The 21,475-nt window shown below is 66.5% G+C and carries 18 protein-coding genes; 3 read left to right on the top strand and 15 right to left on the bottom strand.

The window, feature by feature from the left end; translation table 11 throughout:
- Position 1: 1 nt before the first annotated feature.
- The 11 genes from G3M62_RS12755 to G3M62_RS12805 all read right to left on the bottom strand — a co-directional run bounded on the left by G3M62_RS12755 (position 2) and on the right by G3M62_RS12805 (position 14,110).
- On the bottom strand, positions 2 to 1,903 hold the full coding sequence (locus G3M62_RS12755; protein ID WP_165187532.1) for a tetratricopeptide repeat-containing sulfotransferase family protein: 1,902 nt from the start codon (positions 1,901 to 1,903) through the stop codon (positions 2 to 4).
- Positions 1,900 to 2,529, bottom strand: coding sequence for an aspartyl/asparaginyl beta-hydroxylase domain-containing protein (locus G3M62_RS12760; protein ID WP_165187534.1), 630 nt, complete (start codon positions 2,527 to 2,529; stop codon positions 1,900 to 1,902). The genes G3M62_RS12755 and G3M62_RS12760 overlap by 4 nt, the downstream gene beginning before the upstream one ends.
- Positions 2,526 to 3,164 (bottom strand): sulfotransferase family 2 domain-containing protein, encoded by a 639-nt coding sequence (locus G3M62_RS12765; protein ID WP_165187535.1) that lies wholly within the window; start codon positions 3,162 to 3,164, stop codon positions 2,526 to 2,528. The genes G3M62_RS12760 and G3M62_RS12765 overlap by 4 nt, the downstream gene beginning before the upstream one ends.
- Positions 3,165 to 3,230: 66 nt before the next feature.
- Positions 3,231 to 6,017 (bottom strand): TonB-dependent receptor, encoded by a 2,787-nt coding sequence (locus G3M62_RS12770; protein WP_165187537.1) that lies wholly within the window; start codon positions 6,015 to 6,017, stop codon positions 3,231 to 3,233.
- Positions 6,018 to 6,946: 929 nt separating this feature from the next.
- Positions 6,947 to 8,509 (bottom strand): glutamine-hydrolyzing GMP synthase, encoded by a 1,563-nt coding sequence (gene guaA, locus G3M62_RS12775; RefSeq protein WP_165187539.1) that lies wholly within the window; start codon positions 8,507 to 8,509, stop codon positions 6,947 to 6,949.
- Between the two features lie 60 nt (positions 8,510 to 8,569).
- The gene (locus tag G3M62_RS12780; RefSeq protein WP_165187541.1) at positions 8,570 to 9,850 is read right to left on the bottom strand and encodes an RsmB/NOP family class I SAM-dependent RNA methyltransferase; all 1,281 of its coding nucleotides are present in this window, start codon (positions 9,848 to 9,850) and stop codon (positions 8,570 to 8,572) included.
- 7 nt (positions 9,851 to 9,857) lie between these two features.
- Complete coding sequence (locus G3M62_RS12785) at positions 9,858 to 10,253, bottom strand: MAPEG family protein (RefSeq protein ID WP_165187542.1); 396 nt, start codon at positions 10,251 to 10,253, stop codon at positions 9,858 to 9,860.
- A 4-nt stretch (positions 10,254 to 10,257) separates the two neighbouring features.
- Entirely contained in the window at positions 10,258 to 11,721 is a 1,464-nt protein-coding gene (guaB, locus tag G3M62_RS12790; protein ID WP_165187544.1) for an IMP dehydrogenase, read from the bottom strand.
- A gap of 135 nt (positions 11,722 to 11,856) precedes the next feature.
- Positions 11,857 to 12,060 carry a hypothetical protein gene (locus tag G3M62_RS12795; RefSeq protein ID WP_165187546.1) on the bottom strand — a complete coding sequence of 68 codons (204 nt, stop codon included), beginning with the start codon at positions 12,058 to 12,060 and terminating at the stop codon, positions 11,857 to 11,859.
- 218 nt (positions 12,061 to 12,278) lie between these two features.
- Complete coding sequence (locus G3M62_RS12800) at positions 12,279 to 12,986, bottom strand: RlmE family RNA methyltransferase (RefSeq protein ID WP_165187548.1); 708 nt, start codon at positions 12,984 to 12,986, stop codon at positions 12,279 to 12,281.
- Positions 12,983 to 14,110, bottom strand: a complete 1,128-nt coding sequence (locus tag G3M62_RS12805; protein WP_165187549.1) for a Ppx/GppA phosphatase family protein — start codon at positions 14,108 to 14,110, stop codon at positions 12,983 to 12,985. Before G3M62_RS12805 ends, G3M62_RS12800 begins: the two co-directional genes overlap by 4 nt.
- Positions 14,111 to 14,270: 160 nt before the next feature.
- On the opposite strand from G3M62_RS12805, the gene hspQ reads away from it, so the two are divergent.
- Positions 14,271 to 14,600, top strand: a complete 330-nt coding sequence (gene hspQ / locus G3M62_RS12810) for a heat shock protein HspQ (RefSeq protein WP_165187551.1) — start codon at positions 14,271 to 14,273, stop codon at positions 14,598 to 14,600.
- Between the two features lie 81 nt (positions 14,601 to 14,681).
- Positions 14,682 to 15,563 carry a phenylalanine 4-monooxygenase gene (gene phhA, locus G3M62_RS12815; protein WP_165187553.1) on the top strand — a complete coding sequence of 294 codons (882 nt, stop codon included), beginning with the start codon at positions 14,682 to 14,684 and terminating at the stop codon, positions 15,561 to 15,563.
- On the opposite strand, the gene G3M62_RS12820 is transcribed toward phhA, so the two are convergent.
- Positions 15,521 to 16,729, bottom strand: coding sequence for an acyltransferase family protein (locus G3M62_RS12820; protein ID WP_165187555.1), 1,209 nt, complete (start codon positions 16,727 to 16,729; stop codon positions 15,521 to 15,523). The genes phhA and G3M62_RS12820 overlap by 43 nt on opposite strands.
- Positions 16,730 to 16,744: 15 nt before the next feature.
- Here G3M62_RS12820 and G3M62_RS12825 point away from each other — a divergent pair, with 15 nt between their 5' ends.
- On the top strand, positions 16,745 to 17,668 hold the full coding sequence (locus G3M62_RS12825) for a LytTR family DNA-binding domain-containing protein (protein ID WP_165187557.1): 924 nt from the start codon (positions 16,745 to 16,747) through the stop codon (positions 17,666 to 17,668).
- 9 nt (positions 17,669 to 17,677) lie between these two features.
- Here G3M62_RS12825 and astB read toward each other — a convergent pair whose 3' ends face one another.
- The 3 genes from astB to G3M62_RS12840 are packed head-to-tail and all read right to left on the bottom strand — an operon-like array spanning position 17,678 to position 21,473.
- Entirely contained in the window at positions 17,678 to 19,021 is a 1,344-nt protein-coding gene (gene astB, locus G3M62_RS12830) for an N-succinylarginine dihydrolase (RefSeq protein ID WP_165187559.1), read from the bottom strand.
- Positions 19,018 to 20,472 (bottom strand): succinylglutamate-semialdehyde dehydrogenase, encoded by a 1,455-nt coding sequence (gene astD / locus G3M62_RS12835; protein ID WP_165187561.1) that lies wholly within the window; start codon positions 20,470 to 20,472, stop codon positions 19,018 to 19,020. Before astD ends, astB begins: the two co-directional genes overlap by 4 nt.
- On the bottom strand, positions 20,469 to 21,473 hold the full coding sequence (locus G3M62_RS12840) for an arginine N-succinyltransferase (protein WP_165187563.1): 1,005 nt from the start codon (positions 21,471 to 21,473) through the stop codon (positions 20,469 to 20,471). Before G3M62_RS12840 ends, astD begins: the two co-directional genes overlap by 4 nt.
- Between the last annotated feature and the right edge of the window lie 2 nt (positions 21,474 to 21,475).

The following is a 21,475-nucleotide window of genomic DNA, read 5'->3' on the forward strand; positions in this document are numbered from 1 at the left end:
GTCAGGCCCTGTAGCCGGTCAAGGCGTCGCCCAGCGTATCGCGCAAGGCGCCGAGCCAAGGCGCGTAGTGTCGCCACTGGGTGAGACCCTCCCGACCGAGGGGCTGGCGCACCTGTTCGGAACTAGGCGTGCGCACGCTGCGTCGGGTTTCGTGGAAGGCCAGGCAGGCCGGCTCGAAGGCCAGTCCGCAACGGTCCAGCATGCGCCGCACGCCGCCTTTCAGATCCTCGACGACGTCTTCGTATGACACCCTTAGCACCCGCCCCGGCAGCACATCATCCCAGTGCCGCATCAGGTCGAGATAGGCGCGATAGTGGCGGGCGACGTCCTCGACGCCGTAGGTGAATTCCTGGTTGGTCGTGCCGAACAACTGCTTGAGATTGCTGAAGCAGCACCCCATCGGCTCACGCCGCACGTCGATGATCGTCGCCCGGGGCAGGATCAGCTGGATCAGGCCGATGTGCCAGAAATTGTTCGGCATCTTGTCGACGAAGAACGGCCGGCCCCACCTGCGATAGGTGCGGGTTTCGGCCAGGAAACGCTCGCCCAGCAAGCGAGCCTGCTCGGCCGTCAGGCTCAGCAAGGTCTCGGGGTCCGACGGCAGGCCGCAGCCCGGATCGCGACCGCAGAGCTCGCCGGCGTAGCGGCCGATCTCGGTCAGCTCCTGCGTGCCCTCCACCTGGGAATGGGAGGCCAGAATCTGCTCGATCAGCGTCGAGCCCGAACGCGGCAGCCCCAGGACGAAGATCGGCGCTGGGTCGGCCACACCCCAGTCGGCGCGCGCGGCGAAGAACTCAGCGGTGAAGACCTGTTTCAGTCGCTGAACGCAGGCTTCCGCGACTTCCGAGCGATAGCGGCTGGAGGCGCGCCGTACGGCATTGCCGCGCTCGTAGTATCGCCACGAGAGCTCATAGTCGCCCTGGTCCTCCAGCGCCTTGCCCAAGGCGAAACACAGATAGACACGGTCCATGTCCTGGAGGTCGGGGCGAGCTTCCGCGACGCGCATGCGCGCGATCTCATCGTCGTTGAAGCGATAGGTCTTGAGGTTGGCGAGGCTGAACCAGGCCACGCCGTTGTCCTGCCGGGCCACCAGGGAGGCGCGATAGTCGGCGATGGCTTCCACTTGCCGGCCGGTGATCTTCAAGGCGTTCGCCCGCCACAGGCGCAGGTCGGCGACTTCCGTTTCCGACTGAGTTTGGCCGGCTAGCAGCCGCTCATAGAGATCGATCACCGGCTCGTGGTCACCCAGGCCGATGCAGGCCGCGCCGTACTGCTTGAGGTATTGGCGGTTGTCCGGGTCGTGCGCGAGCAAGCGCTCGGCCTCCTCTCGCGCCTGGCGGTGCTTTTGCCGTTGCAAGAGCAGCATGGCGTAGTCGAGACGGGCGGCGTGGTAGTCCGGCGCGCGATCGAGCACCGCTTCCAGCACCGCTTCGGCCTCGTCGAGATCGCCACGTTCCTGGCGGATGCGCGCCAGCAGGCGCAGGGCGCCCACGTTGCCGCCGTCCCTACTTAGATAGTCCCGGATGACCTCCTCCGCCGGCTGTAAATCGCCGTCGGCGAACAGACTGTTGGCCACCACCACCTCGGAAGGCAGCTGCCTCAACACGGCCAGGTGTTGCGCCGCCGCGACCGCCTGGGCGGTGTCCCCGACCATGCGATGAAGCTGCTCCAGCATGTCCCAGCTAGCCGGCAGAGTCGGATTGAGGCGCACCGCCTCCCGCAGCGCCGCGACGGCCGCCTCCGCCTCTCCCAGCAGGACATGACAGTGGCCGCGCTCCTGGTGGAGCTGGCTGAAACGGGGATGTAGCGCTTCCAGCCGCGCTAGCGCCGCTAGCGCTTCCTGGACGCGTTGGTCGACGCGCAGGTCCCTGGCCTCCCGCAGCAAGGCGTCGCGATCGCTCATCGCGCCGCGCCAGCCAGCAGAAAGGGCTCCAGCCAGTCCGGCTCCGGCTGATCGGCGTCGTAGTATTCGAAGATCAGGTGCACGCGGTCGATGTCGCCGCCATTGCGCACCCAGTGCGGGCCGAGATTGTTGACCTCCACCGCCTCGCCGGGCGGAAAATAGCGCTCCTCGCCACCGAAGAAGGACACCACCCCGGGGTTGGTCGTCAGCGGCACATGGATCTTGTGCGGCCACTTCGCCGCCGGATTGGCGTCGACGTGCGGGTGGATCACCCCGCCAGACGGCATCCTGGCCAGCATCACTCGTGGGAACACCCCACGCGCGTAGCAGTAGTCGCGGACGGCCTGCGCCAGCACCGGTTCCAGCAAGCCGCGCCATTGGGGCCAGGCCGCGCGATCGTGCGAACCGCGCCAGTCGCGGGGACTGTCGATGAAGCGAAAGACGATGTGGCGCGTCCCGCCCAGCGCCTCGAATCTGTTGGGTTTGCCGGCGTCCTCCGCCTCCCAGACCGCCTCGGGGATCGCCAGCACGGCTGTCCGCAACGCGGTGATGTCGACCGAACCGAGCTCGCGGACGGTCGTGGTCTTGCGGGGATTGCCGGCGGGTTCGAGGGGGTTTGCGCTCATCCCAAGCCTTCGAAGGTGTAGCCGAACAGGTCCAGGTCCTGGGCGTAGCGCGTGGCGACGCCGTCGATCAGGGCCTGGTCGTAGTAGCGACGATAGTCGCCGCGTTGGGTGCCGTTGACGCGGTCGAGCGAGCGGGAGGGAATACCGATGCGCGCGCAGATCGCATCATACGACGCCTGCATGCCCTCGACATGACCGATCCCATCGACCAGCAGGGTCTTGCCGTCTCCATCCACCAGCAGAGACGCTTGCGGCTGAAAAAGGATGTGGTGCTCCGGCGGCTCTCCGAACAGGAAATGGCGCATCACCTCGCGCGGCCGTTGCTGGAAGTCGTCGCCGCCCCGCAGCATGAAGGCGCAGTAGGACACGAAGCGGTCGAACGGATTGCGCACGAAGGCGAACTTGTAATAGCCGCCGAAGGCTTCCTCGCCGAGGTAAGGACGCACCTGCCGCAGAGACAGGTGACCGTGCCGGATCGCCGCCAGATCCGCCCACGGGAAGCGCTTGTCGACGAACAGCCCCACCTGCTCGATGTCCCCGTCGCCCAGCTGCTCACGCAGGGCCTGGCGCACGGAATGGGTGCCGGTCTTGGGCACCGCGGCGAAGATGAAACGGTGGCTGTGAGAAATGATCATGTTTCCAGACACACGGAAAAGGCGCCCCTCCTCCGCGGGAAGAAGGGCGCCTGACCTGGGATCGTCTTAGAACTTGTAGCTGAGACCCATCATGTAGGTCCGGCCGCTCTGGGTCTGGTTGTAGAGGTACCGGTTCTGACCCCAGAACTGCGTGTCCTTCTGGTTGGTCAGATTGATCCCATCCAGCGAGATCTGGAGCTTCTCAGTGATGTTGTAGAACGCCGCGGCGTCCACATAGGTGGACCCTTCGAAGCCTCGCGTATCGGCGCTCATGACGTCGTCGCTATGGCCGGTATACCAGCGCGTGCGGTGGTTCAGCGAGCCCCGCAGGCCCCACCGATCGGTCTCGTAGTAGAGCGAGATATTGTAGCTGGTCTTGGAGATGCCGGTAAGCGCCTCGTCCGCGTCCACATAGGTGTAGTTCGCGACGGCGCCCAGGTTGTCGAACGGCGCCGGCAGGAACGAGAACTGGGTCTGGGCGGCCAGTTCGACGCCGGTCAGCTTGGTCTTGCCCTCGACGTTCACCGGCATCGAGAATTCGGTGACGATGGTGTTGGCCGTCGCGCCCGGGATGGTGCCGAACGGGACGCCCGTCTGGCTGAAGGGCACATCGTGGAGGGTTTCCGAGCCGATGAAGTTCTTGATGTTCTTCTGGAACACGCTGGCCGACAGCAGGCCGACCTTGCCGAAATAGTATTCCAGCGAGAAGTCCAGCGTGGTGTCCTTGTAGGGCTTGAGGTCCGGATTGCCGCGCGAGGCGGTGATCTCGCCGTTGTCCGGATCCTTGAACGCGCTGCCCTCGGCGGCCATCGAACCCAGTCCCGGGCGGTTGACGTTCTGCGTGGCCGCGAAGCGCACCAGCACCTCCGGCGTCAGCTCCAGCACCGTGTTCAGGGCGGGTAGCACGCCGTCATAACTGCCCTTCACGTCGGTCGTGCCCAGATAGGCGTAGCTGTCGCCCTGGATCCAGCCGGTGCTGTGGGTGTCGGTCTGGTAGCCGCGCAGGCCGATGTTGCCGCGGAAGCGCTTGCCGAACAGCTGGCTGTCCCAGTCCACCTGCGCATACTCGGAAATGGTCTTTTCGGTGGTGTTGTAGACGTTCTCGATGTCCTGCAGCGCCCCGCCCGTGCCGTCGGTGTTGGGGCCGAACCGGTGGTACTCGTGGTACTTCGCGAAGCCCTTGGGGTAGTCGCCGACCAGCCATGAACCGAAGCTGTTGGTGAACACCGAGGTGATGTCGCCAACGGCTGTGCCCTGGGTCTTGGACTTGGTTCCGTTGACGTTGTCGTCATAGAACACGTCCATGCCGCCCTGCGCGAAGCGGTGATAGGCCACCCCGGCGCGCAGCGTGAACACGTCGGTCAGCTTGTAGTGGAGGTTCAGCACGCCCTCCTTCAGCTCCGACTGGTTGTTGAAGCCGCGGTAGTAGAACGAATCCATGGCGTAGTTGGCCGGGTTGGTCGGATCCCAGCCCGGATATTGGAACGAAGCCGACTGGCCGTCGGCGCCGTAGTTGGCGATCAGGTTGCCCTTGGCGCGCATGTAGAACTTGTCGTCGTAGGGCGTCTTGTAGGTCGACTTCTCATAGCCGACGTGCCCGTCGATCGACAGGCGATCGGTCGCGTCCCATTTGCCGGTCAGGGCCAGCTGATTGAAGCGGTTCTTGTTCAGCGAGCGGCGATGCTCGCTGCCGAAGGTCGTGCCAGTGACGTCGGTCTTGGTGACGTAGTTGTCTCTGTCCCAAGCCAGATCGTTGATGACCGAGCCTTTCTGGAAGGCGGCCGGCCAGACACCGCCGGCCGGAGCGTCGAACGCGATGGAGCCGTCCGAGTTGAGGGGGCGCGTGGCCAGGTGCATTTCGTCGCGGTGGGTGGTGAACTGGCCGTACAGCCCATCCAGCGTCAGCAGCAGGTTGTCGACCGGCTTCCACTGCAGCGCGGTCGTCACGCCCAGGCGTTCCATCTTCGAGTCCCAGGACGACAGGCGGTTGCCGTCGGCGAAGACCAGGTCCCCGGAGAGGAACTTGGTTCGCTGCGCCGCGCTCAGGTGCGAGATGTCCAGGCCGTCGTCGACCATCTCCTGCAACCGATCAGCATCGGGCTGGTCGTAGTTGTAGGTGTTGTGGCCCTGCTCGGTGGTCTCGCGCTTGGAATAGGCGATCGAGACCGCCGCGCCGAACCTGTTGTCCCAGTTGTAGCTGTACAGCGCGGCGACGCGCGGCTGTTCGTCCTTGGTGTATTGGTTGGTGCCCAGCTTGAGAGACACCGCCCCCTTGGCGCCCGGCGCGTAGTCGAAGGGCTTGCCGGTGAACAGCCCGACCGTGCCGGCCATGCCGCCCTCGTTCTGGGCCGCCTGGAAGGTCTTCTCGACCTCGACCTTCGAGAATAGTTCCGAGGCGAAGATGTTGAAATCGAAGGCGCGGTCGCGCGAACGCTGGCCGCGGCTGTCCTGCGCGGAGTCGACGTTGCCCAGCACTTCCATGCCGTTCAGCTGCACGCGGGCGAAATCGGGACCCAGGCCCCGCAGCGAGATGCGCCGGCCCTCGCCCGCCTCGCGGGTGATCTGCACGCCCGGCAGGCGCTGCAGCGATTCAGCCAGGTTCAGTTCCGGGAACTTCGCCATGTCCTCGGCGACGATCGCGTCCTTCTGGATGACCGAATCCCGCTTGATGTCGCGCGCGTCGCTTAGCGACTTGCGGTAGCCGGTGACGACGATTTCGTCGACCGCGTCGCCAGAGGCCTGCTGGGCCAGGGCCACCGACGAATGAGCGCCGACGACCAGCACCGAAACGGTGGCCAGCAAAAGGTTCTTGAGGTTCGGGCGCACGGCCCGAACGGAATATTGCTTCGACATGAGTGTTCCCCTGCCCCAACTGGTATGGACCAAGGCGCTTAAAGCAGGTCGCGACGACACCTGCGTGACAGTTCCCGTCCATGATGCGGGAATTCGCCTGCCCGCTCCGAACCCCGGCAGTGCTTCGAGTCATGGACGACGGCCAACCAGATCGGGAGTTACCAGCTCTCCTTCATGGAAAGCGGGCGACCTGCGGGTTCAACCTCTCCGGACGTTCAGCACAGACTGGATTTTCACGCACGGGCAACGCCTATGCCTGGCGCGACTTCATCAATCGTCGGAGAAAAACGCTCGCCGAAATGCTTGCGACGCCAATATCACGGCGTGTGTCGATGCGAGGAAGCCTGGAGACGCCGTTGGCGCGGCTCCAAACCGAAAACGTTATCTGGACTATACCAAAATGAACAAGCAAGCCGTGACGCCGCCGATCTTCCGCTCACGCCGTTAATCGCGGGTGGATGGTCTCGGGTGCGAGAACGGCTTGGTGACCTCGTGAAGCGCGAAGCCAATCCGAAAGCCGGCCTTCCGCATGGCGGCTCGGGTCTAGAAGTCGTGGGGCCAAGCCCCAGCCCGGAGGCGAGCTCTACGGGCAAAAATTCAGGTCCAAATGGACGCCAACGGCCGTGGGCCGGAGGCTCCGATCACACCCATCTGGGGGCATGCCTGGTCTGGCGCCCCGATACTGGAAGCGCCGTTAGCGTGTGGACTCCGGTCGAGACCCAGAACCGCCTCCCAACCTTGTCATGGGGGCTGGGAGACGGTTCTCAAGCGGCTAGCGAGCCGGAGGCGACGCGGGCAGGGTTTCGCGGTCGAAGGTCAGGGTCGTGATCCGCGCTCACTCAACAGCCAGCTCGACCGGAAGCAGATCTTGGATCACCACTCAGGAATGGGCATCGGAGTGAGTAACCGTCCGTGCTAAGTTGGCAAATTCACTCCCATTCGATCGTGCCAGGCGGCTTGGAGGTCACGTCGTAGACTACGCGGTTGACGCCGCGGACCTCGTTGATGATCCGGGTAGCGGTCTTGCCCAGGACGTCCCAGGGGAATTCGAAGAAGTCAGCGGTCATGCCGTCGGTCGACGTCACCGCGCGCAGGGCCAGGACATTCTCGTAGGTGCGGGCGTCACCCATCACGCCGACGGTCTTCACCGGCAGCAGCACGGCGAAGGCCTGCCAGATCTTGTCGTAGAGGCCGGCGTTGCGGATCTCTTCGAGGTAGATGGCGTCGGCGTCCTGCAGGACCTTGACCTTCTCGGGCGTGATGTCGCCGGGGATGCGGATGGCCAGGCCCGGGCCGGGGAACGGGTGGCGACCGACGAAGGCCGGGGCCAGGCCCAGCTCGACGCCCAGGGCGCGGACCTCGTCCTTGAACAGTTCGCGCAGCGGCTCGACCAGCTTCAGTTTCATGAAGTCGGGTAAGCCGCCGACATTGTGGTGACTCTTGATCACCGCCGAGGGGCCGCCGCGCGCCGAGACGCTTTCGACCACGTCCGGATAGAGCGTGCCCTGGGCCAGGAAGTCGGCGCCGTCGATCTTGGCGGCCTCGCGATCGAAGATGTCGATGAACTTGCCGCCGATGATCTTGCGCTTGGTCTCCGGATCGCTGACGTCCGCCAAGGCCCCTAGGAATTCCGCGCCGGCGTCCACATGGATCAGCGGGATGTTGTAGTGGTCGCGGAACAGGGTGACGACTTGGTCGGCCTCGTTCTTGCGCAGCAGGCCGGTGTCGACGAACACGCAGGTCAGCTGGTCGCCGATCGCCTCGTGGATCAGGACGGCGGCCACCGAGCTGTCGACCCCGCCCGACAGGCCGCAGATCACCTTGCCGTCGCCGACCTGGGCGCGGATCTTCTGGACCATCTCCTGGCGGAACGAGGCCATGGTCCAATCGCCGGTCAGACCGGCGATGTTGAACAGGAAGTTGCGGTAGATCTTCGAGCCGTTGATCGTGTGCACGACCTCGGGGTGAAACTGCACGCCATAGATCTTGCGGGCGTCGTTGGCGATGGCGGCGAACGGCGCGCCGGTCGAGGTGGCGATCACCTCGAAGCCTTCGGGGATGGCGGTGACGCGGTCGCCGTGGCTCATCCAGACGGTTTCCAGCTCGCCGATCCCGGCCAGGCCCTGGAACAGCGGGCTATCCTTGCCGATGGTCAGCTCGGCGCGGCCGAACTCGCCGGCGTGGCCGCCCTCGACCTTGCCGCCCAACACGTCGCACAGCAGTTGCTCGCCGTAGCAGACGCACAGCATCGGCACGCCCAGGTCGAAGAGCTTGGTGCCGATGCGCGGGCTATCGGCTTCCAGCACGCTGGCCGGGCCGCCCGACAGGATGATGGCGCTAGGGGCGTAGTCGTCGACCATGGCCTCGGCCTTGTCGAACGGATGGATCTCGCAATAGACGCCGGCCTCGCGCACCCGGCGCGCGATCAGTTGGGTTACCTGGCTGCCGAAATCGACGATCAGAACGCGCTGGTGGTGGGTTTCGGTCGTCATCGGTAGAGGCTCTCCAGCATCGTCGGTTCGGGTCGATCTCCCTGTCGGGAGCAATCTTGTTCAGGGCGCGTAAGACCCGCGCTCGATCACGGCGGCGAAGAAGCCGTCGGTCCCGGCGCGATGGGGGGTCAGGCGCAGATAGCCTTCGGGAGTCACATGCTGCTCGACGCCGGCCAGGGCGATCGGCTTGACCGAGAAACCCGGATGGCGCTCGACGAAAGCCGCCACGCGGTCCTCGTTCTCCTCGGTCAGCAGCGAGCAGGTGACGTAGATCAGGCGGCCGCCCGGCTTCACGAAGTCCGCGGCGTCGGCCAGCACGGCGTCCTGTTCGATCTGGCGCTTGGCCAGTTGGTCGGGCGATAGACGCCACTTGGCGTCGGGGTGGCGGCGCCAGGTGCCCGAGCCGGTGCAGGGGGCGTCGACGAACACCAGGTCCAGCTTGCCTTCCAGACCCTTCAGCGGCTCGCCCTCGATCGGCGAGCGGATCTGCAGGTTGCGCACCCCTGCCCTCTGGCCGCGCCGAATGGTGTCGGCCAGGCGGCGAGCGTCGCTGTCGTGGGCGTAGATCTGACCGCTGTTGCCCATGGCGGCGGCCAGGGCCAGGGTCTTGCCCCCGCCCCCGGCGCAGAAGTCCAGCACCTGCTTGCCCTTGATCGGACCGGCCAGGGCCGAGGCGATCTGCGAGCCCAAGTCCTGAACCTCGAACCAGCCCTTGGAGAAGGCCGGCACGGCCTCGACCGACGGCGTACGGTCGGCGGCGCCGGGCGCGGGAATGCGGAAGGCGGTGTCCAGAACGCCGGCCGGCTCCGCTCCGATTAGCGCAACGGCCTTGGCGCCACGCTCGACGTCGGTCTTCAGCAGATTGATACGCAGATCGACCGGCGCGCGCTCGGCCAGGGCGACCATTTCCGCCGTATGATCGGCGCCCAACGCCCGGGCCAGATGCGGCAGCATCCAGTCGGCATAGTCGCCAGCCACCGGCCCCGGCGCGTCAGCCAACGATCGCGGCGACGCCAGCCGATCACGCTCGGCGTCGGTCAGGGCGCCCGGGCCATGCTCTTCGCCAGTGGCTTCGGCGATGCGATCCAGAGACCACTTCCAGTCAAAGGCCAGCACACCCAGCACCACGTCCCGCGCGCTGTCGTCGCCCATCATCCAGCCCAGCGAACGCTTGCGGCGAAGGGCGTCCAGCGCCAGGCCCGACACGAAGGCGCGGTCCTTCGAGCCCGCGTAGCGCGCGCTCTCGCCCCAGCGCTTCAGCGCCATCCGTACGGGAAAATGACGCGTCTCGATCTCGGTAAGAACCTCGATCGCCGCTGCTAGTCTGCCGCCGTCGCGCATTGTGCTTTCAGATCACCAACGCCGCCAGGATCAGGCCTATGCCGATCAGGGAGACGAGCCAGACCAGCGACCGAACGAACGGCACGCCGAAGGCATAGAGAAAGATGTAGACCGCCCGCGCGCCGACATAGAGCGCGGCCCCATAAGCGGTGAGCGTCCCGAGCCGGCCGCCGAGATAGGCGACCAGCACGGCGGCGGCGAAGAATGGGAAGGTCTCGCGGAAATTGGCGAAGGCGCGTTGCAGACGCCCCGCCACGCCCGTCAGTTCGATCGGCGTGTCGCGCGGACCGGCGTTCCACTTCAGACCACGCTGCGGCTGGGCGGCCGCGGCCGCCCAGAACAGGTGAACGAGGCCGATGACCACGGCCGCCGCCAGCATCTGAAGTTCGAACGCCATCCGCACGGCGCTAGACCGCGCTCGGATAGTTCGGCGCTTCCCGGGTGATCATCACGTCGTGGACGTGGCTCTCACGCAGACCGGCGCCGGTGATCCGCACGAAGCGGGCCCGCTTTTGGAACTCAAGGATGTCGGGCGCGCCGACATAACCCATCGCCGCCCGCAGACCGCCGACCAACTGGTGCAGCACCGGGGCGATCGGTCCCTTGAAAGGCGTTTGTCCTTCAATGCCTTCCGGCACCAGCTTGAAGCTGTCGGTGATGTCCTTCTGGAAGTAGCGGTCGGCTGAGCCGCGGGCCATGGCGCCCACCGACCCCATGCCGCGATAGCTCTTGTACGAGCGCCCCTGGTACAGGAACACCTCGCCTGGCGCTTCTTCCGTACCGGCGAACATCGAGCCCATCATGGCGGTCGAGGCCCCGGCGGCGATGGCCTTGGCCAGGTCGCCCGAGTACTTGATGCCACCATCGGCGATGACCGGCGTACCGCTCTCGCGGGCCGCGCGGACCGCTTCGGCGATCGCGGTCAACTGCGGCACGCCCACGCCAGCGACGATGCGGGTGGTGCAGATGCTGCCAGGACCGATGCCGACCTTCACCGCATCGGCGCCGGCGTCGATCAGGGCGCGGGCGGCGTCGTAGGTGGCGATGTTGCCGGCCACGATCTGCACGCGATTGGCTTCGCGCTTCAGGCGGGCGACCGCTTGGGTGACCTGGCTGGAGTGGCCGTGAGCGGTGTCGATGACCACGACGTCGACGCCGGCGTCCACCAGGCCCATCGACCGCTCGAAGCCGGCGTCGCCGACGGTCGAGGCCGCGCCGACCAGCAGTCGGCCCTTGTCGTCCTTGGCGGCCAGGGGGTGAGCCTGGGCCTTCTCGATGTCCTTGACGGTGATCAGGCCGACGGCGCGATAGGCGTCGTCGACGACGATCAGGCGTTCGATCTTGTGCTTGCGCAGCAGTTCGCGCGCCTCGCGGTGATCGACGCCCTCGCCGACCGTGATCAGGTTCTCGCGAGTCATGATCGCCGAAGCCGGGACCTTGTCGTCGCCCTCGAAGCGCATGTCGCGGTTGGTCAGGATGCCGACCAGCTTGCCGGTCTTCTTCTCGACCACGGGGAAGCCCGAAATCTTGCGCCGCGCGGTGATCTCGCGAACTTCCGCCAGGGTCGTATCGGGATTGATGGTCAGCGGATTGATGACCATGCCGCTTTCGTAACGCTTCACTTCGCGCACGTGGTCAGCCTGTTCGTCCACCGTCAGATTGCGGTGCAGGATGCCCATGCCGCCGGCCTGAGCCATGGCGATGGCGAGGCGGCTTTCAGTGACCGTGTCCATGGCCGCGGACACGAGCGGGATGTTCAGACTGATTTCACGCGTGAACTTGGTCTCGGTCGTCACCTGGGTGGGCATGACGTCTGACGGACCGGGTTCGAGCAAAACGTCGTCGAAGGTGAGCCCTTCGCGAATCTCCATTGGAGTCTCCATTTTGCGAGCCGCGTATACCTACCGGAGGCAGGTATGTCGACCCGATTGGCCGCACAAAATGGTGACGATCGACTCCCAATGGGAGGGGGCGACGCCGAAAGCCTCCGGCGTCGCCGAAGGACCCTAGCCGACTGGCTTCGCGCCGGGCGTGCCGCACTTGGCGAACTTGCCCTTGGCGTCCTTGCATTTGGTGGGCTTGGCCGGCGCCGTGGCGGGACACTTGGTGAACTTGCCCTTGGCGTCCTTGCAAGGCGCGGCGAACGCCCCGCTGGAGACGGCCGACAGGCCGATGGCGAGCGCGATGGCGACACTCAGGGACTTGGACATCTGGAAGCCTCTCGAAACAGCGCACGAAGCACGCGAACGAATGCTCACGCCTTCACGACCGTCGCCGCAAGAGTTTCAAATGTGAAATTATTCAAATAAATCCCGAAATCACAACCAAAAGATTATTCAAACACAAGTCGTGAGCGTCAGGATTGAAAACTCTACTTAAGATACGCCCATCGGATCACCAGCTCGACCATTGACGCACGACCGCCGAGTTAGCGTCCTTTGAATCCCGTCGCCACCAGGAACACCTCGGAGCTGTCGCTGCGGCTGGCCTTGGGTTTGAAATGGACGACCTTGTCGAAATGCTTCTTCAGCCGCGCGATCACCTCGGCTGTTTCACCGCCCTGGAACGCCTTGGCCACGAAGGCGCCGCCGGGCTTCAGGACCTCGATCGCGAAGTCCGCGCCGATTTCGATCAAGCCCACGATGCGCAAGTGGTCGGTCTCGCGGTGACCGACGGTGTTCGGCGCCATGTCCGACATCACCAGATCCGGCGCGCCGCCCAGCAACTCCAGCATCTTGGGCGGACAGGCCGGATCGGTGAAGTCCATCTCCAGAATGTGGGCCGGGGCCACCGGATCGACCGGCAGCAGGTCGACGCCGACGATGTCGGTCACGCCGCGCTCGGTCGCCATCTGCAGCCAACCGCCAGGCGCGCAGCCCAGGTCGATGACCTTCGCGTTCTTCTTGAAGAACCGATACTTGTCGTCGATCTCGCTGATCTTGAAGGCCGCGCGGCTGCGATAGCCCAGCGCGCGGGCCTTGGCCGAGAACGGATCGTTGATCTGCCGCTCCAGCCAGGCCTGCTGCGAGGGCGTGCGACCGAAGGCGGTCTTCAGGCGCGCCGGCTTGGCGCGGCCGCTCTCGTTGCCGCCGGCCGGCGGCTTGACCATGCGCTTGCGGGGAGGTTCGTCGTTCATGCGTTCACCGTTGCGGGGCGGGACGACCGACCAGAGCCGCCTCGCCGACGCCGGCGCGGCTTCTTCTGCTGATCGGACATCAGGGACATCAGAAGACCTTCTCTAAGCCCCCGATCGGCGACACGCACGCGAGAACACGGCCAAAGCTCCTGAACAGCCTGAAGAATCGCCGCCCCAGCCAGCACCAGATCGGCGCGATCAGCGCCGATACATGGCTCCAGAGCCCGCTCCTTGGCGGTCAGGGTCAGCAGGCGATCGGCCGCCGCCTCGCACTCGTGGCGCTGCATCCACAGCCCGTCGACGATGTTGCGATCATAGCGCGGCAAGCCCAGGTGCAAGCCAGCCAGGCTGGTGATAGCGCCGGACGTGCCGACCATGTGGGCGCGGTCACTCTCGAACAGCTGGCGCATCGGTTCGGCGTGCGGGAAGGCCTCGATCTGCGCCTTGACCGCATCGACCATGGCCCGGAACCAGCCCTCCTCCACCCGCTCGCCCTCGGGAAAGCGTTCAGCCAGGGTGACCACGCCGATAGGGATCGACAGCCACGCCTTGATCGGCAGCTTCCAGGCGGCGAACTGGCGCGGCTTGCTGTCCAGGCCGCCGCCCTTGAGATCTACCCATGAAAGCTCGGTCGAACCACCGCCCACATCGACCACCAGAGCTGCCTCGGCCTCACGGTCGAACAGGCTCATGCAGCCGGCCACCGACAGCTGGGCCTCTTCCTTCGGCGTGATGATCTGGAGGCGCAGGCCGGTCTCCTCGGCGACCCGACGCACGAAGTCGGGGCCATTGGTCGCACCCCGGCAGGCCTGGGTCGCGACGGCCTTCACGCGGAGCACCTTTCGGCGCCGGATCTTTTCGGCGCAGACCTTCAGGGCCGCCATCGAGCGGTCCATCGCCTCGTCAGATAGCTGCCCTGTCTGGGAAAGCCCCTCGCCCAACCGGACGATGCGGGAATAGGCCTCGACGACGCGGAAGCCGCGCGGTGAAGGCGTCGCCACCAGCAGGCGGCAGTTGTTCGTACCCAGGTCGAGCGCCGCATAGCACGACTGCTCGCCTGGCGGCCGGCGCCGGCCCGAACCCGAAGGCTGAGGCGCGCCGGGCGCTCTCGGCGCCTCCGACATGGTCTTTCCACCTTGTCTCGCAGGCGATTCATGCCGAACCGCCTCACTTCGAGAGCGAGCATAGCGGCGAGATTCCCGCGCTGAAAGGCCTCGCCTTGTTATCCGACGACGGAACTCTACGTTCAGGTTCTGGTCAGGAGACTGGTGTAGGCTGCTCGACATGAATCCGAGACTCGCCAAATTCGCGATCGGCCAAGTGGTCAAGCACCGTGTCTTCCCGTTCCGGGGCGTGGTGTTCGACGTCGACCCCGTGTTCGCCAACACCGAGGAATGGTGGAACTCCATTCCCGAGGACATCCGGCCGACCAAGGACCAGCCGTTCTACCACCTGCTGGCCGAGAACGACGACAACACCTATGTCGCTTACGTCTCCGAGCAAAACCTGCTGGCTGACGAGACCGGCGAGCCCGTGGGTCACCCCCAGACGGCGGTGATCTTCGAGAGCTTCGATCACGGCGCCTACAAGCTTCGCCCCCGGATCTCGCACTAGGCGCAAGGTCTATTCGGCGAACACCGGGTTGCGCGCAAAGTTCGAATGAATTTTGCAGCGCGCCGGGCGTAACGTCGCTTCATGAGCGCAGACGGTTTTAGCAGCGGCCCGCCTCCCGGCGCGGCCGCCGATTGGACGATCGACCAGGGCTGGGACAACTACACCCAGGCCGAGCACGACGTCTGGATCACTCTTTACGAGCGGCAGACCGCCCTGCTGCCGGGTCGGGCCTGCGACGAGTTCCTGCGCGGGCTCGACGCCCTGGACCTGCATCGCTCGGGCATTCCTGACTTCAAGCGGATCAACGAGGAGCTTCAGCGCCTGACCGGCTGGAGCGTGGTGGCCGTGCCAGGCCTGGTGCCCGACGACGTGTTCTTCGACCACCTGGCCAACCGCCGCTTCCCGGCCGGCCAGTTCATCCGCAAGCCGCACGAGTTGGACTACCTGCAGGAACCGGACATCTTCCACGATGTCTTCGGCCACGTGCCGATGCTGACCGACCCCACCTTCGCCGACTACATGCAGGCCTATGGCGAGGGAGGCCGGCGAGCGCTGAGCCTGGGCCGATTGAGCAATCTGGCCCGCCTCTACTGGTACACGGTCGAGTTCGGCCTGATGGAAACGGCGGCCGGGTTGCGGATCTACGGCGCCGGCATCGTCTCCTCGCGCACGGAGTCGATCTTCGCCCTCGACGATCCCTCCCCCAACCGCATCGGCTTCGACCTGGAGCGGGTGATGCGCACCCCCTATCGGATCGACGATTTCCAGCAGGCCTATTTCGTCATTCCGTCGATCCAGACGCTGCAGGAGGTGACGCTGCGCGACTTCGCCCCGCTGTACGACCGTCTCGCGGGCGCCAGCGACCTCGGCATCGCCGAGATCACCGGCGGTGACCGGGTGATCACCGCCGGCACCCAAGCCTACGCGAAAGCCGGCGGACGGCTGGCCTCCGCTGGCGGCTGACCTTTCAGGCCGAACAGGATCCGCACGCCTGGTATGCGGCGCACCAACTCGTAGGTCGCGAAACAGCCGGCGAAGGTCAGGGTGATCAGGATCAGGGCCTCCAGGGGCTGGGGCAGACCCAGCTTGGCCAGATGGTGCGCCATCACCACGATCAGGGTCTGGTGGATCAGGTAGAACGGGAACACGCCCAGGGTCAGGTAGCGCAGCGCCGACCCGCCGTGGTTCAGATGCTTGGCGCCGAAACCCAGGATGGCGACGATGGCGCACCAGGCGTCGGTCGCCTGGACGAAGCGCATGACCAACTTCAGCGCCGGCGCGGGAACCGGCGTGTCGCCCCGATAGGTCCAGACATAGGCCGCCCAGGCGGCATAGGCGGCGATGGCCAGGGTCAACGCCGGCCAGCGCGCGGCGGTCAGGCGCTCCCGCAAAGTCTCCGACTTGGCCAAGCCGAAGCCCAGTAGGAAAGCCGAGAACGACACCGCGTGCACATAGTGGTCGCCGACCAAGGCATGGGTCTCGCCATAGCGAACATAGAGCGTGCCACGCAGCACGCCGAGAAACAGGATGGGCCAGACAATCAGGCCGAGGCCTCTCAAGGCGCGCTCGGCGCCGGCCTGCAGGTGCTCGCCCAGGCGCTTCCACACCAGCAGCAGGCCGGCCAGCACCAAGGTGTAGAGGAGCAGATAGGCGACGAACCACATGTGGTTCCAGGTCGGGGTGATCAGGCAGCCGTCGGGGGTGCACCAACGTCCCGACGCGGTGGCGTACCGGATCCAGAAATTGTCGACGGTCAGCGACGTACCCGGATGGCGAGCGATGTGCTCGACCATCTGATAGTACGACTGGGGCGGCACGATCACGAGCATCGCGAACAGCAGCGGCGGCAGCAGCCTGGCCACCCGAGCGCCCGTCAGCTTTCCGACCGTGGTCTTGTCCGACATGAACCGCGTCGCCGCGCCCGAGACCAGGAACAGAAGTGTCAGGCGCCACGGATTGGTCAGCAGCATGACCGGCTCAAGCGCCTCGACCGGATGCGGCGTCTTCACGTGCCAGTCCCAGGGCACATAGAACATGCCGACGTGATACAGAATCAGCAGGAAGAAAGCGCCGACCCGAATCCAGTCCAGGTCGTATCGGCGGTCAGAAATCGAAGCAGGCAAAGGCATGACGAGGCGTCCGGCTTGAAAAACGATGCGACCGTCGTGACCCGGACCGCCGCCGGGGGCCAAGAGCCCGGGGACCAGCGGCCGCCGGCAGGGACGAACGGAAAACCGACAGGGACGAACGGCGCGCTATTCGGGCTGAGCGGCGAAGAGCGACAGGGCCTGGGACGCGCCTGGCTGCTGGGCGTCTGCCTGATCGCCTGCATCGCCGTGGTCAATGTCTTGACCCTCCGTCACGACGCCCCGCGCCTCGGTGTACTGGGTCCGACGATCTGGGAAGGCAGCAGCGCGTTGGTGACGATGACGATCTTTGCGATCCCCGCGTCGGTCGCCGTCTGGACCACCCGCGCGGCGCCGCGCTGGTGGCAGGCGGTTCCCGTCCACCTCGTGGCGGTCGTGCTCTATTCGGTGCTGCACGTCTCGGGCTTCGTGGCGTTACGCAAGCTGGCCTATCTGGCCTTCATGGGCGGGCCGTATCACTTCGGGCCGCTGTCGACGGAGTTTCCCTACGAGTTCCGCAAGGATCTGATGGCCTATGGCCTGGCCTCGATCATCTACTACCTGTCCCTGAGACGCAGCGCCCACGAGGCCGCCGCCCAGGCCCAAGCAACGCCGGGCGCGGCCAGCTTCGACATCCGCGACGGCGCCCGGCTGGTCCGCGTTCCGGTGTCCGAAATCCTGGCCGTGCGTTCGGCCGGAAACTACGCCGAGTTCCTGCTGGCCGATGGCCGGCGGCCGCTGATGCGCTCGTCGCTCAGCGCCCTGGAAACCCAGATGGCCGAGCATCGCTTCGTGCGCACTCATCGCTCGTGGCTGGTCAATCCGGCCCGTGTGACCGGTCTGCGCCCGGAGGGTTCGGGCGACTACGCGATCGAACTGGGCGCGGTCGAGGCGCCGTTGTCACGCCGCTTCCCCCACGCCCTGGCGATGCTGCGCGGCTAGCCCTCGCCCCTAAGCGGCGCGCTGGAATGGATAGAAGTCACCGCCAAGGCCGAGGATCGCCGTCAACTCGTCCAGCGCCTCACGGCCTTCGACGATCAACGCCGGATCGGCGAGATCGACCGGAGCCAGACGGTCGCGGTAGCGATGCTCGGCCCAGGCGTCCAGACGTTGATGCAAGGTCGCGTCGAACCGCTGGCCGGGATTGGTCGCCGCCAGTTCGGCTTGCGTCAGCACCACCCGCAGCCTCAGGCAGGCCGGACCACCGCCATTGCGCATGCTCTGACGGACATCGACATATTCCACCCGTCCAATCGGCCCGTTCGAACTGGCCAGGGCTTGAGCCGCGGCGTGGGCCCGCGGGTTGTCGCGGGTTTCACCAGGCGCCAGCAACACCAAGCGGTCTTCGCCTGGCAGGACGAGGAGTTGGGAGTTGAAGAGATAGCTCTTCACCAGGTCTTCCATCGGCAAGTCAGCCTCGCTGATCTCGACGAAGGCCGGTTCGAAGAGGCCTTCGGCGGCCCGGCGGACGTCGGCTTCCATCGCCGCGCGGTCCTCAAAGGCGCGCTCGTGGAACAGCAGGCACTCGCGCGTGCCGACGCAGACCACGTCGTTGTGAAAGGCGCCGCCATTGATCGCCGCCCGTCCCTGGCGGGCGAAGACACCCCGCCCCGCGCCGTGGCGGCGCTCGACCGCTTCGAAGGCTTCGCGGGTCTGGCGGGCCGGATAGCGGCCTTCCCAGCGTTCCCACGCCTCGCGTCCCCAGACGAACAGGTTGACCCCAGCCTCGCCATGGTCGGCGCAGAGCCGGACATGGTTGGCCGCCCCCTCATCAGCGAAGTGCGGCTGGGCTGGCAGCGGATCATGAACGGCGAACCGATCGCGATCGGGAAACAGTCGACGCAGGCTGCGGGCGGTCTGCTCGCCCTCCAGGCTGCGGTGCAGATTGGTCAGCAGGTTGGCCGGGGTGAAGTGCACGCGACCGTCGGTGGTGTCGGCGCTGGGCGTGACCGTGGCGGCGTTGGCGGCCCACATCGGCGAGGCGGAACAGGCGGCGGCCGCCAGGGCCGGCGCGTCCTTCCAGGCCTTTTCCAGCACCTGGGCGTCCGAACCCGAAAAGCCGATCGATCGCAACAAGGCCAGATCCGGCCGCTCGTGCGGCGGCAGCACGAACTGCGGCACGCCCCAGTCGGCCAGCTTGCGCATCTTGGTCAGGCCCTCCAGCACCGCGGCGCGCGGGTTGGAGGCCTCACCGGCGTTGGTCTGGCTGGCGATATTGCCCGGCGACAGGCCGACATAGGAATGGGTCGGCCCGACCAGGCCGTCGCAATTGGCCTCGACCGCGCCGGAGATCATTCCCGCAAGCCCTTGATGTCGCCCAAGGTATTGACCACGCCCTGCGCCTCGAAACTGGCCACCGGATAGGCGCAATAGTCGGCCGCGTAATAGGCGCTGGGCCGATGGTTGCCCGAGCTGCCCAGACCGCCGAACGGCATGGTCCCGGCCGCGCCGGTGGTCGGCCGGTTCCAGTTGACGACGCCAGCTCGGATCCGCTTCAGGAAGTGATCCCAATGGCTTGTTTCGTTGGAGATAAGTCCGGCCGAAAGGCCGTAGCGCGTGGCGTTGGCGGCGGCGATCGCCTCGTCGAACGAGCCGACCCGGCGCACCTGCAGCAGCGGTGCGAACAACTCCTCGTCTGGCACGCTCTCGCCCGTCACGTCGACCAGGCCCGGCGACACGAAGGCGCCGCTCAGCCCCGCGACGGCGGTCATGGCGCGCACGGTCTTGCCGGGCATGGCCTTGGCGCCGGACAGGGCCATGGCGGCGGCGCGATCCGAGATCAGCGGCCCCATGAAGGGTTCCTCGCGGCCATTCCACGGACCGATGACCAGGCGCTCGGACAGGGCCGTCACGGCGTCGATCACCGCCTGTCCCGCCGCGTCGTCCGACACGATCAGCCGTCGGGCGCAGGAACAGCGCTGGCCGGTGGTGATGAAGGCCGACTGTACGACCAGGGCCGCGATGGCCTCGGCGTCGCCGGCGTCCCAGACCACCAGCGGATTGTTGCCGCCCAGTTCCAGAGCCAGGATCACGTCCGGTCGATCGGCGAAGTGACGTCGGAAGAACGCTCCGGCGGCGGCCGAGCCGGTGAACAGCAGGCCGTCGATCTCCTGATCGATCAAGGCCTGACCAACCTCGCGGCCGCCCTGGACCAGGTTGACGACGCCGGCCGGAACGCCCGCCTCTTCAAGGGCTTCGACCAGTAACTGGCCAGCCAGGGGCGTCTCTTCCGAGGGCTTGAACACCACCGTGTCGCCAGCCAGCAGCGCCGGCACGATATGGCCGTTGGGCAGATGGCCCGGAAAGTTGAACGGCCCCAGCACCGCCATCACGCCATGCGGACGATGGCGCAGCACGGCTCGGCCGAACGCCATGTCGCTGGCGTGCTCGCCGGTGCGTTCGTCATAAGCCTTGATCGAGGCCTCGACCTTGCCGGCCATCGAGCCCAGCTCGGCCTTGGTTTCCCACAGCGCCTTGCCCGTTTCGCGGCTCAGGGCCTCGGCGAAGGTCGCCGTACGAGCGACCAGCGCGTCCTTGTAGCGTCGCAGCACGGCGATCCGCTCTTCACGCGGCAGGTCGGCCCAGGCCGGGAAGGCCTTGCGCGCCGCCGCGACCGCCGCCACCACGTCGGCCGGACCCGCCGTCGCCTGACGCCAGATCACCTCGCCGGTGGTCGGATCGACCGAATGGGCTTCCGGCCCCACGCCAGCCCGCCAGACGCCCTCGATGAACACGCCGCCGCTCATGCCTTCACCCGCACCATTTCGCCATCCTTGACGCCCAGGGCCGCCGCGGCGTCCCGTCCGATGATCGCGCTCTCGCCATCGACCAGCACCGGCGCGCGCACCGCCCGGAAGCGAGCCACCGCGCCCGAGGCGATCAACGCCTCCTCGCCATAGGCGTCCTCGCCCAGTCGCACCCGAAGCCGACGCCCCTCGCGCACCGTCTTGATGTCGTCGCGCCGCGCCGCCACCGTCGGGCCGGCGTCGAAGATGTCGATCAGGCCCGAGAACCGGAAGCCTTCAGTCTCCAGCATGGCCCGCGCCGCCTCGCCTTCGCGGTGCACCCGGCCGATGGTCTCGGAGGCCGCCTGGGGCAGCAGTTCGGCATAGATCGGATGGCGCGGCGCCAGGTCCAGGATGAACTGGCCGTCGGTCGAGGCGCTCATCCGGTCGGCCTCGTCGAACTCCAGCCGGAAGAACTTGCTGGCCACGTGGTCCCAGAACGGACAGCTGCCGTCGTCGTCGAACCAGCCGCGCAGCTCGGCCAGCACCATCTCGGCGAAGCGCTGCGGCTCCAGGCCGATCAGCATGTAGCGCGACTGGGCCAGCAGCCGCCCCGCCCCGCCCTTGCGGCGCTCGGGCTTGAGGAACAGCGAACCGACCTCCGACCAGCCGGCGCACTCGTTGACCAGCACCAGGGCCCGGTGGTCGAAACGCTTGTCCAAGGTGGGAGAAGACTGCGCCAAGGTCACGACGCGGAACGAGAAATGCGGGCGCTTCAGACCCACGCCCGCCTTGACCCCGGCCACGCCGACGACGTCGCCTTCGGCCAGGTCCTCGAGCATCAGGGTGTACCAGGCCTCGGGCGCGGCGACCTCGGAATGGAAGCTGGCCTGGGACAGGTTCAGACGGGCGCGCAGGGTCTGCTCGTCCTCCGGCAGGCTGGTGAAGCCCCGGCCCGACAGCACGGCCAGTTCCATCAGGCTGTCGAAGTCGGCGGGCATCGCGGGACGAACAACGAGCATGC

The sequence above is a fragment of the Caulobacter soli genome, assembly GCF_011045195.1.
GTDB lineage: Bacteria > Pseudomonadota > Alphaproteobacteria > Caulobacterales > Caulobacteraceae > Caulobacter > Caulobacter soli.